The sequence below is a fragment of the Agrobacterium sp. 10MFCol1.1 genome (assembly GCF_000381165.1).
Lineage (GTDB): Bacteria > Pseudomonadota > Alphaproteobacteria > Rhizobiales > Rhizobiaceae > Agrobacterium > Agrobacterium tumefaciens.
Genome location: NZ_KB906087.1, coordinates 15,477 through 24,559, shown reverse-complemented (window position 1 = coordinate 24,559; position 9,083 = coordinate 15,477). Strand labels below are relative to the sequence as shown.

General features: G+C 56.1%; 11 protein-coding genes. All 11 read right to left on the bottom strand.

Annotation, left to right across the window (positions count from 1 at the left end):
- Positions 1 to 51 precede the first annotated feature (51 nt).
- Positions 52 to 1,293, bottom strand: a complete 1,242-nt coding sequence (locus tag F617_RS0126170; protein ID WP_026331084.1) for a P22 phage major capsid protein family protein — start codon at positions 1,291 to 1,293, stop codon at positions 52 to 54.
- Positions 1,294 to 1,320: 27 nt separating this feature from the next.
- Positions 1,321 to 2,253, bottom strand: coding sequence for a hypothetical protein (locus F617_RS0126165; RefSeq protein WP_019567358.1), 933 nt, complete (start codon positions 2,251 to 2,253; stop codon positions 1,321 to 1,323).
- Between the two features lie 14 nt (positions 2,254 to 2,267).
- Entirely contained in the window at positions 2,268 to 4,355 is a 2,088-nt protein-coding gene (locus tag F617_RS0126160; RefSeq protein ID WP_019567357.1) for a portal protein, read from the bottom strand.
- Positions 4,355 to 5,662: a PBSX family phage terminase large subunit gene (locus F617_RS0126155; RefSeq protein ID WP_019567356.1), complete on the bottom strand. Its 1,308-nt coding sequence runs from the start codon at positions 5,660 to 5,662 to the stop codon at positions 4,355 to 4,357. The genes F617_RS0126160 and F617_RS0126155 overlap by 1 nt, the downstream gene beginning before the upstream one ends.
- Positions 5,649 to 5,933 (bottom strand): hypothetical protein, encoded by a 285-nt coding sequence (locus F617_RS0126150; RefSeq protein WP_019567355.1) that lies wholly within the window; start codon positions 5,931 to 5,933, stop codon positions 5,649 to 5,651. Before F617_RS0126150 ends, F617_RS0126155 begins: the two co-directional genes overlap by 14 nt.
- 34 nt (positions 5,934 to 5,967) lie before the next feature.
- Positions 5,968 to 6,231, bottom strand: a complete 264-nt coding sequence (locus tag F617_RS0126145; protein WP_019567354.1) for a hypothetical protein — start codon at positions 6,229 to 6,231, stop codon at positions 5,968 to 5,970.
- A gap of 36 nt (positions 6,232 to 6,267) precedes the next feature.
- The gene (locus F617_RS28550) at positions 6,268 to 6,420 is read right to left on the bottom strand and encodes a hypothetical protein (protein ID WP_019567353.1); all 153 of its coding nucleotides are present in this window, start codon (positions 6,418 to 6,420) and stop codon (positions 6,268 to 6,270) included.
- A gap of 197 nt (positions 6,421 to 6,617) precedes the next feature.
- A complete protein-coding gene (locus F617_RS28545; protein ID WP_019567352.1) occupies positions 6,618 to 6,791 on the bottom strand; it encodes a hypothetical protein in 174 nt (57 codons plus the stop codon).
- Between the two features lie 239 nt (positions 6,792 to 7,030).
- Positions 7,031 to 7,582, bottom strand: a complete 552-nt coding sequence (locus F617_RS27600; protein WP_019567350.1) for a hypothetical protein — start codon at positions 7,580 to 7,582, stop codon at positions 7,031 to 7,033.
- A gap of 690 nt (positions 7,583 to 8,272) precedes the next feature.
- Entirely contained in the window at positions 8,273 to 8,836 is a 564-nt protein-coding gene (locus F617_RS0126115) for a hypothetical protein (protein ID WP_245260869.1), read from the bottom strand.
- A gap of 17 nt (positions 8,837 to 8,853) precedes the next feature.
- Positions 8,854 to 9,078, bottom strand: coding sequence for a hypothetical protein (locus F617_RS0126110; RefSeq protein WP_019567347.1), 225 nt, complete (start codon positions 9,076 to 9,078; stop codon positions 8,854 to 8,856).
- Positions 9,079 to 9,083: the final 5 nt, after the last annotated feature.

The window sequence follows — 9,083 nt, the reverse complement described above, 5'->3', positions numbered from 1 at the left end:
CGCACCTCGAAAAAATGGGGGCCATTACAGCCCCCACAGTTGGGGAGAAGGTTACGGGGTGCCAGAGAGGCGCGTGGCGAGACGCGGATCGATGGCCTTGACGCCGTAGAGAACATCGAGACGCCATTTGCTGATGTCGTTCGTGCCGTCGTAGTACGGGACAAGGCGCACGTTGATGCCCTTGTACGACTGGCGGGACACGTTGACGGCACCCTGCGGTGCTTCCATCGGAACCGTGACCAGAGCGAACGCGTTCTTGTGGAACACGAGGTTCTGACGGTAGCCAGCGCCACCCGTACCGAGAACGGTAATGGCGGCATTGTCGGCAGGCGCTGCGGAAACGGTCTGCTGGGCGCCGGACGTGATGATCGGAGGAGTGATCGTCAGCGTGGAGGGGCCAGTAGACGCGCCGGAGTCAGCATCGGCAACAACCGAGAACTGACGCAGGAAGGGCAGCGTTGCCTTCGTGACCGGGTTGACGGCAAAGACGTTGGCGATCGTGAACACGTCACCAGCCTTGAGAATGCCGGTGGTGGAGTTCGTCCAGCCATCGGTAATCAGGGACTGAGTGAATGTGTCTTTGACGCTGGTATATGTCACATTCTGGTTGGCGCCGTTGACCAGCGGCGTACCAGTCGCAACACCAACGGTGTGCGTCGGCACGTTCTGAGCTTCGAAGGTGTTGATACCACCGATGCGACCCAGAGAACCTTCGCGATATGCTTCTGACGCCGCCCCCTGAATGTATAGTGCGGTCTGGGAACCGAGCATGTTCCAGTTGTCCGCTGGAGACAGAATGGCAGAACGATCACTGGTTGGGACAGCCAACTCGCTAAGTCGTTCTGGAGCCTTGGAGAAGTCGGAATAGGAATTGACGACGTTGCCAGGAGTGCCAACCCAAGACGGGACACTCTTGTAAAGGCCCATCAGATCAACGTCGATCTGGTTCGCAAGCTGCACCATTGCGGGCTGGATGACGCGCTCGGACAGTTGGTTCATCGACAGGGCCAGTTCCTGAGAGGTGAACTGGAAGTCGATGCCCTTCTGCTTATTGACCACAATGGTGGTCGAGCCTTCTTCCACATCCTGGGTGGATGCGGTCGCCCCGTCACGAACAGTGAAGTCGGTCGGCTTGCGGATCGTGATCGTAGTTCCGATCTTGTAGCCGTTCGGGTTCCGACCATATTCTTCGTCGTAGCCGCGATGCACTTGCTTTGCCATGACGAGGTTGTTTTCGAGGATCATGACCGCCTCTTTGGCGATCATTGATACGGTTTTGACGCTATTTGCCATGAGAATGGTCCTCTAAAAAGGATGGGGTTAGAGCTTGGCTCCTTGAGCCTTGCGATAAGCCACGTACTCGTCCATGCTCATGTCCTCCGGGTTCTTCGAGACCGCTGGCGATGCCTTGGCGGTGACGGTCTTCAGAGGCTGGGCCGGTTTTGGTGCTGGCTTTGGTGCTGATTTCTGCTGCTGGAGGAGCTTTTCGCCCAACATTGCACGATGCAGGACTTTGTAGATCTGAGGCGTCATCGAGGCGCGGAGTTGTTCGGCGGTAAAGCCGAAGTCCGTCGCAAACTTCGTGACTTCCTGATCCACTTGCTGGTTCCAGCCGGGAATTTCTCTCTGCGCGAACTCGGCGGTTTGGTGCAGGCGGGTGGCAATGTCTTGCTCCGCTTTTGCACTACGTTCGGATTCGGCGTTTTGCAGGTATTGAGCGACCTGACCGCGCTGCTGCTGAAGCTGCTGGAATTGCCGCCAGTGCGACATCGCACCAACGGGGTCTTCCTGCTCAAGTCGGTTCCAGTCGAGGCCTTCATACTGCTTCAACTGGCTGTCGACGTTCATCATCACGGCGTTAGCCTCGATGAATTCCTTCGAACTCTGATAAACCTTGGCCGCTTCTTCGCGGACGGTCTCAGCCTCCTTGCGCATCTCTGCGACTTCCTGCGTCTTGCGGGTGTAATCCGCATTCATCATGAAGCCGGCCTTTAGCTTGGCAGGGACGTTGAACTTTTCCCCGTCAAACTCGATTTCCACCGTCTCAGGCTCTTGAGGCTCGGGGGTTTCTGCACCTTCTTCAGTGCTTTCACCGCCTTCCGTCTCAGCCGTGGTTTCTTCAGTCGGTTGTTCGGTATCAGTAATTTCAACAGGCTGTTCTTCCTGCTCCTGAACCGGTACAGCGGGCTGCGTGGCCTCGGTTGCTGGCGTGACCAGTCCTTCGCCGGGTGCTTCCGTCGTTACAACTTCCATTTAAGATCGACTCCTTAGCGGTTGGTCGTGGGTGGATTTTGGGGAGCGGCAGCGTCGATCAGCCTGAGGCCTGTATCGACTTGCTGCTGCTTAAGGTCGCCTTCGACTTTGAGGCGATTGGTTTCGGCGTCGAACGCCTTTATGTCGTGGCCCTGCTTGAGCGACTGGTTTTCGCTGGCCAGCTTCTGGATTGCCTGCTGCATCTCCTGCAATTGTTGCTGGATTTGCGGCGGTATCTGGTTTTGCTTGGCCGGGTTCATGGCCTCGAAGCGCTTGGCAATCTCGTCTGCGCCTGGCCAATCGAAGTTGCGAGCCATGATGTCGGCAACGAATGGAGCCGCCTGCGGGAATGCGCGGACAAGCTCCGTCATCTGTGCTGCCGCTTCTTCACGGCGTGTGGTGAAGCTCGGGCCAGTCGTAACCGTCAGATCGTACTTGCCGACAGTAAGATCATGCATGGCCATAATGACTTCGCCGCGTTCATCCTGCACAGGACGACCATCTGGCCCCATTGCTGGCTCTGGCGTCTTGCCGTTGACCTTCACTGTCTGCGCCGAGCCATCCTCGCCAATCACGCGAATGACACGCTCAGAGGTGTAAACGCGCGGGATGAGATCAATCAGAATGCGGCCGGTATGGCGGATTGCCCGAGACAGGTTGTCGATGAAATGGAATGTCGAAACATCCCCTTCCCTCTGACGCGCCATGATGGCCTTGCCGCTCGTCTCATTGGATCTTGCACCGAGCGAGGCATCATAGATGCCCATGATGGCCTTCATGTTGTCGGATTGTGCAAGAGACTGCGATATAGCGCCTACAGCCTGACCACCGTCGAGCGGCTGGCGCTGCGGCATCTCCCCGTCATACTCAAGAAAGGCATGGCTTTGCGTGTTAGCGGTTGCCCAGCGGGTTGCATCGCTATCGAAAGTGCCCTTGCGACCAATCCACGGCGTGCGCGGGGCGAGCGCCACAAGCTCGGTTGCTGTTGACTGCCAGTAGTTGAACATGCGCTGGCTGTCTTTGGCGTCATGGATGAGGCTGCGGAAGAAGCGCTTGCCCTCGACGATGATCTCGTCACCATAAACAGGAACGATTGGGATGTAGCGCCCCGGCCATTCGTTGACCTCCAGCACATCAGCGCCGGTCATGATGGTTTGCGTGACCTTGTGGACCTTGCGAACGCGCTTATCGACAACGGTAAGCTGACCCATGGCCAGGAGGGCACGGACAGCCTGCATGTTATCGTCGGTGCCAACGTCCTCGTACTTCTCTGCCTCTTCCTCGTCGCCCTGCTCTTTCTCGGACGGATAAAGCTCATCGGCGCAATAGACGTGACCATTGGAGAGCTTGACAATTTCCTCTTCGACCTCCTCGCGGCGCCACCACTCGGCAACCATGACGCCGTCGTCATTCACCCATGTGTTGTTGAGCGCGGCCCAAGAATCTGTATCCCAATCAACCGGCTGTGCGTCCTTGTCGAGATCGGTTGTAACCGCTTCGCCATTGATGTTTTTCGCGCCGTTGTACTTGAGCTTGAAGGCTTCCTTCGACATGCGATCGACGATGAAGCAGACATTCCAGTCGGAGGAATCTGCGCTCATGCTGTCGGGGTCGCCGTATACGGAAAACTGGTTGGCGACACGGTCTATGGAAATATCCATGTCAAACGTGTCTTCGTAGGCATAATCAAGCCCGATGCGCCAATAGCCAAAGCCACCGGATACGCTCTGCTCAATTGCGGTATCGTAGGCAACGTCAGAATTCGACGTGTATTCGATGTTGCGGATCAGGCCATTGATGACATCTGCCGTCTTGGGGTCCGCACCGCTATCGACGGGGTGTACCTTGATCTGCGGCTTATTCTGGCGAGAATCGTTCACAACCTGGCGAATGAATGCCTTCATCCGGTTGACAGTCAGAACAGGACGCTGCTCAAGCTCGCGCTGCTTTACGATGTCGGACGGCCACTGCTGCGACAGACGAGAGAACTTGATGTCGTCAAGCGATGTTTGACGGTTTTCTTTCTCGTAGTCGTTGCAGCGCTGGAACGCCTTCCTGCCGTTAGACAGAAGGTCGTCCATTTTGCCTTTGTCTTTTGCCATTACGCCATCCATGATTGAGACGAGTAATTGCGCGGGTCAGATCGCTTGCTCGTAACTGGTTCTTCGTAGACGACGCACATCAGGCCGAACGCATCTGCGCTGTGAGATGACCAATCGTGGTCAGGGCCAAGGCCAATGCCTCGCTGTTCGTCTTTCTTTTCGTGGTACCAGCCGAGGGCATCACGTCCGCCTTCTGTCGTGTCGGCATTGAACCAGATGCGCGGGAACAGCCGGCGGGCTTCCTCAATGCGGGCAGACGCTGCGCCCTTGCCTTGGTTTGGAACAGTCGTTGCCCTATACCCAGCAGCCTCCAACGCACTCTTGTAAGAGACATCGAAAACCTTATCGTGAGTGTCACCGTCGTGAGGCAACCAGAACTGCGCCTTGTTCGGCTCGTAGCCACGTTCGCGACACCAGTTGAGATGCGCTGCCAGCGGCTGGCCTTGCGCCTCGTAATGGTCGAGTACCCTGATTTCCTTGCCGATGAACTGCGCAACCCAGATCACGAAGTTGTCAGCCTTGGCACCAGTACCGCCGATGTCCACGAAGAGGCGTAGCGTCATCAGCGGGTCAGCGGCAACGCGGCTTATGCGACCTTCGTTCTTCGCTGTGGTGAGGTGGTTTGCAAAATAGGCGCCTTCGACAACTGTCACAAAATCACCTTCCCATATGTGATCGTAGCTGTCGGGGCGTTCAGCCTTATCCTTCAGGCGGACGCGCTCAAGAATGGAAGGGAACCACGGGTTATCACGCCAGTTAAGCTCTACGACCTTCATGCGAGGGTCTGACGATTCCCTAAACCGCTTGTGCGTTGGGCTGGTCTTGCGCTCAGGGTTCCACGTCACCCAAAGCTCGCTGTCCTCTTCGCGGAGTGTGGGAATAAGCTTCTGCCATGCCTCTTCGGTGACTGGTTCAGCTTCATCGACCCAGCAGAGGAGAATGCGAGCTTTCGACTTGATGCTGTCAACGTTTCGATCAAGACCAGCGAACGAGTAATAAACGCGGCTGCTTCTGGTCCTGATGTATTTCTCGCCTATGTCGAAATGCTCAAGCAGCCAAGGCTCTGAGCGAATGGCGGCCTTGATCTCCTCAAGAGATGAATCAGCCAGCGAGTTCATGAACTGGCGACCGCAGAGGATTTGCCCCTCCCTGCCTGCCATGTCCCACATATAAGCGCGGATAGCGGTCATCTTGGCGAAAGAGCGTGTCTTCGCTGAACCGCGCCCGCCGTACGCTCCTCTTATGTCCGCCGAGCCGGTGAATACCTGAACAAGCTTTGGCGGCAGACGAACATCAACCGCCGACAAGCCTGATCTCGGTTATGGTCTTGATGGGGTTATCCTCGTCGCCGGCAATCTGCGTAGGGAGAACCTTGCCGAGAAGGGCCATAAACGGTCCGGGGTTCAATCGCGCTTGCTGCGTGAGGTATTCCACCATGTCGCCATCGCCAGCATTTGTTGCCGCCTGGATGATTGCATCCTTGATGAGCGTGGTAGTTTTGTTCGGTATGCCTTTAGGGCGACCCGGGCCGGCCTTGCCTTTGCCGATCTGGTTTTTTCCCGTTTCTTTAACGTCCATGTAGCACTCCCGAAGGTTGGTGCCGGAATATGTGTTACGCCAGCGCGATGATGTTTGTTGCGGTGGTTCCGGTGGAGAGAATGCGCTTGGTACGCACAGGCAGGACAGTGCCGGCGACGAGGCCAGAGAATGTCACATTGGCAAGCTTCTGCGTCGTGGGGTCGAATGCCTCACATGCAACGTTGCCATCACCGCCGATGTAGATTGCGCGGGTGTGCTTGACGAGATCTGCTCCGTCAGCTGGCGTGATTGACCACGCATAACCGGCAGGGGATATTTCTTCGAATGAACTAGGCATCGTTCTCTTCCCTATCTGGGGTTATCCTGGTCTTGCTTATGCCCCGCCATCAATAGCAAAGCGTGCTGCGACAAGAGCTTCATTAAGCTTATCCTCAAGGTCGCGCTTAGCGTCGCTGTCGGGCAGCAGTTCGAGTGCGGCAATAGCGTCGCGGATATATGTGATGATCGGGTGTTCTATCTTCGCCACGGTTGCCTCAGCGTTGTTTTCATAGCGTGATCATACACGGTCTTTATGCTTAAAGTGCCGGCCTTGCTCACTTGCGCCGAAATATGAAGGATGCAGGAACACATCCCCGGAGCGGCGGCGAGGTTCTTAGCCACGAGTGAAGCCTTGTTGCCTCGCGACCGGCTGTCGAAGTTAGGTAATCCGCTCCCATGAAATTTTTAGATGCGCCGCGAAGGTGCCTTCACCCTGTGGCGCTCTTTTAACCTGATAAAGCCGCAGGGATGATCAAATCGCTCTGGGGCTTCAATCTGCATTGTCATAACTGGTGAGGCTGGCGGGATGTCGTAATCGTCCCACCATGCCCTCTCCCGCTCTTGCTCGGTGGTGGTCATGGGGTGGGCTCCCGAAGGTCATCAAAGCTTTTGACACGCGGCTCCTGATCGTGAGGGCCGGCAGCGAAGACAACTAGGTCATCATCAGAAATCTCGCGCTGCGCTCTCAAGTCCCATCCGCGATGGATGAAATGCGGCGGGCCGAATGCCTTGATGGCCGAGTGGTATTCCTCACCCTTAAAACCGACGAAGTGGACGCATCGGTTCATCGCTCTCTCCATGTGGGCTGGTGAATGGGCTTAGGCGGCTGAGGGACGGCTCCACTCGCGCCATACCACTTCGCCGTGGTGGCGGAGAATAAAACCCTCTGGATACTCACAAAGGACTATCTTCCCGCCCTCTGATGTATCGCCTCTGAATCGAACCATGTCTTCTTCGATTTTCACCGGCTTAAACCGTTTATCGAACTCCGATTTGCCAAGATAGTATAGCGTTTCTCGCCCTTCGAGCTTAAAGGTTACCCCGTCATCGCTATGAGAAATCACCTCGTAAACCTTCCCATCGGCGGAATTTAGGAACTTCATCGGCTTCTGTTGCGCGGCTTCCTCGTAGGTCGCCTCGAAAATTTCAGCAGCAACGTTCCACTGCTCTCCCGCTGGGCCTGTGCAGATGTAATCACCATCGCGAACGAAATGCCGCCCTTCTTTGGTATCAAGAACCCAAGAGCAATCCGGTCGCTTGCGCGGATCGCCGTGGCCGTCCGAGTAGACACCCTTAGGTATTTGTCCAGTTGCGGGCAGGAATTGCTCAGCCATAACCAAAGCTGTCTTGCGATATGCCTTAAGCGCCACGGAACGTTTCCTTTCGGGCCTTCAAACCTGCGGGGGTCCATTCCAGAGGCCAAGAGCAGATAAACCCGGCGTCGATGAATAGAGCGATGAGGCGAGGCCCAAGCTTGCTTTCATGAAGCGCTGTGACCTTCATTGCTCATCTCCTGAAACGTATTCAGCCCCACCTTGTTACGGGCGGGGCTGGTGAAATGCAGGCGACCGCTGGGCCGCTTATAGATGTTTGGTTCCAACTGCGCTGCTATCCCAGAACAGCACCGAACATCATCGCCTGATTTGCTGCGAGGGCCACACGCTACCGTGGCTCCGGTTTGTAAGCTGCTGCTTTTCGCCATAGACCGGACTCGCCGCCGTAGCGGTTTCCCACCTCTAAGTGCGCTTCTGGCTTTCAGCGCCGCCTCGCATTCCGTTGCCCTGTTGGGCGAATTGGAAGGGCCGATATTCCGCGAGGCCTAAGCTACCAACACGTACTGATCGGTTTCGCGTCCCTCGTGGCATCTAGGCGTCTCTACTAGGCTAGGCCCAGCAACTACCACTCTGCCACCACGCTCCGAGAATCTTGAAACCAAGGCGCTATCGGAAGCGCGCAACCTTGGAGTTCTTCGGCCAATCGACCGAAACTGATTCGGCGGCTGCGATGCGCAAATCGCCATCTAAATAATCAATAACCTACAGCTTATAAGTTGGCAAGTCCTAAGCGCGCCGTTTATGCTGCCGGTTGCGATATCCCCAATGTTCTGCGAGGTCTTCGAGAGCATTGCGCAAATAGTCTGCAAGCGTTGTTTTCTCGCGGTGAGAGGTACCAAGCTCGGAGATGTTGCGCCCTTCGCCGGCCACCTTTTCGACAATGGCAAAGGCTCGATGACCTATAACCATTTGCGCAGACTTGAGCTGGAATCCTGCGTCTATCTGGTTATCGGTGATAGGCTCTCTTGGGCCTCCCCCGTCAACTGGTTCGCGGGCGTAGTCGAACGATCCTGCGCCAGCTCCACCTAAAACTTCCCAGAGGCGGCGGAATTTGATTGCCGCCTGTACCTGGTGATCTTGAAGGTGGCCCTTTGCTGCCATCATGGCGATCGGGCTTTCACGCAGATTGAGTGCGGCTGTGATTGTCTTCGGGTTCCCCGGTGACCCTGCATGCACACGGCTGTAATGCGGGTTGTCGATCTCTATTGTCCGCATTTCGGAATGCCGGTTGCCGAGACCGTCAAACTCCATCGGCATTTCTGTCTTTCGTGACTTCCTCTTGATCCTCATGCCCGCCGCCCCTTCTATTATTCAGCGCCGCCGCTCGGTCGCTTTAGAACGAGTATCGTGCTCGTTTTCTCCGATCCTTCTCTGAAATAACCTGCCTGATTTTTGTAGAATTGCCCGCGTTTGACCGTCAACTCTCTCTTCTCGATCGAGAACATGAGGCCAAGTATGGCGGTTTCTCTGTCGTCCTCTGGTGTAAGGACGATCTGATCACCACCCTCTTCCATGCACAGTGCTACTTTCATATCTT

Bases quoted from the DNA above. Each gene is read 5' to 3' on its own strand.
- F617_RS0126170 (WP_026331084.1), bottom strand. From the start codon at position 1,293: ATGGCAAATAGCGTCAAAACCGTATCAATGATCGCCAAAGAGGCGGTC.
- F617_RS0126165 (WP_019567358.1), bottom strand. From the start codon at position 2,253: ATGGAAGTTGTAACGACGGAAGCACCCGGCGAAGGACTGGTCACGCCA.
- F617_RS0126160 (WP_019567357.1), bottom strand. From the start codon at position 4,355: ATGGCAAAAGACAAAGGCAAAATGGACGACCTTCTGTCTAACGGCAGG.
- F617_RS0126150 (WP_019567355.1), bottom strand. From the start codon at position 5,933: ATGGACGTTAAAGAAACGGGAAAAAACCAGATCGGCAAAGGCAAGGCC.
- F617_RS0126145 (WP_019567354.1), bottom strand. From the start codon at position 6,231: ATGCCTAGTTCATTCGAAGAAATATCCCCTGCCGGTTATGCGTGGTCA.
- F617_RS28545 (WP_019567352.1), bottom strand. From the start codon at position 6,791: ATGACCACCACCGAGCAAGAGCGGGAGAGGGCATGGTGGGACGATTAC.
- F617_RS0126115 (WP_245260869.1), bottom strand. From the start codon at position 8,836: ATGAGGATCAAGAGGAAGTCACGAAAGACAGAAATGCCGATGGAGTTT.
- F617_RS0126110 (WP_019567347.1), bottom strand. From the start codon at position 9,078: ATGAAAGTAGCACTGTGCATGGAAGAGGGTGGTGATCAGATCGTCCTT.